General features: G+C 71.4%; 3 protein-coding genes. All 3 read right to left on the bottom strand.

The genetic code is table 11. The annotated features are described in order from the left end of the window. Window positions 1–848: hypothetical protein (locus AC04L7_RS18920; protein WP_475513733.1), on the bottom strand; the 848-nt coding region annotated here is incomplete at its 3' end. Continuing rightward, window positions 845–1111: a DUF2249 domain-containing protein gene (locus AC04L7_RS18915; RefSeq protein WP_435996470.1), complete on the bottom strand. Its 267-nt coding sequence runs from the start codon at window positions 1109–1111 to the stop codon at window positions 845–847. The genes AC04L7_RS18920 and AC04L7_RS18915, both read right to left, overlap by 4 nt. Further along, the gene (locus AC04L7_RS18910) at window positions 1096–1245 is read right to left on the bottom strand and encodes a hypothetical protein (protein WP_435996472.1); all 150 of its coding nucleotides are present in this window, start codon (window positions 1243–1245) and stop codon (window positions 1096–1098) included. The genes AC04L7_RS18915 and AC04L7_RS18910 overlap by 16 nt, the downstream gene beginning before the upstream one ends. Window positions 1246–1288 lie beyond the last annotated feature (43 nt).

Genomic DNA, 1288 nt, shown 5'->3' with positions numbered 1-1288 from the left:
CAGCCCGCCTGCCAGGAGCGGCGCAGTACCGGATTGCGGCGATGCGGGGCACGTGCCTGCAACAGGAACACAGCCAGGGCGAACATCGCGAACGGCCACGCCGCCATGCGCGCGACGGCATGCGGCACCGCACCGGTTTGCCACGCGCCCATCAGCCCCAGCGTCGCCAGCAACGCCACCTGCCACGCACGCGCGCCAGCGTTCGATGGAGCGCGCGTGCCTTGCAGCATCGGCAACGTCACGCTGCCGACGGCCGCGAGCAGCCCGAGCATCCAGCCGATGCCACCGATCGCGGCATGCAGGTCGACCAGGCCTGGTGGTGCAGGCGTGCGCCATCCGGTGCGTGCGGCGAGCAGCACCAGCCCGAGGATCGTTGTGGCCACGAGCGCGATCAGCGCCAGGCCGATACCATCGCGAGCCACGCGCTCGCCGTTCCCGCGCGCCACTGCGACCAGCGCGAGCGCCGCGAACATCACCAGCGACCCGCCGAGCAGTCCACCCGCAGGCCATGCCAGCGCACGCAGCTGCCATGCCAGCGTCGCCAGCAGCGCGACCAGCCCCCCGTTGAACACACTGTGCAGCCACGGCACGCATCGTGAGCACGGCCATGGACTTCCCGCGGCCACCGGCAGGAACTGCACCAGGCTGCCCAGCATCGCGTTGCCGAGCACGCCCAACGCGAACATGTGCACCAGCACCAGCGTGGCCGGGGTCCAGCGCGACAGCGCGACGGCATCGCCGTGCCACGCCAGCCACAGGCCCGCCACGACGCCCCAGGCCAATGCCGTGGTCAGGAAACGCATCGGCAACGCGGGCGGCGGCGCCTGCGCGAACGCCAGTCCTGTCATGCGGCGCGCGGGGGCTGCAGCGCTTGCCGGTCCTCGGCGTGGCAGATGGCGATGCAGGCGTCGCCGGTGGCCGCGGCATAGACGTGGTAGGCGAACCCGCCTTCGTCCAGGATCGGCAACAGCGGCAACGGAGGCCGCGGCGTCAACGCGAGCAGGCGTTCGCCACGCTGCAGGCTGCCCAGGCAGTCGAGGATGCGCTCCATCGGTTCCGGTGCAGGCAGCGCACGCAGGTCCAGGCGTTGCAGGGTCAGGGCAAGCGCCATGCATCCTCCCCGCCCTCATCCATGGCATGCGCGCAGTCCAGCGAAACGCCGGCCGCATCCAGCGACTCGCGCACGCAGCAGGCGCAGGCGCCGAAGGCGTCGGGCAGCAGCGTGCTGTCGAATGCGTTCTCCATCTCAACCTCCCTCTCCGTCATCCGGCCAGCCACAGCAACCAGC

It is taken from the genome of Pseudoxanthomonas sp. LjRoot204_2 (assembly GCF_056175765.1).
The sequence above is the reverse complement of the archived record's forward strand: the minus strand, read 5'-3'. Positions and strand labels throughout refer to the sequence as shown.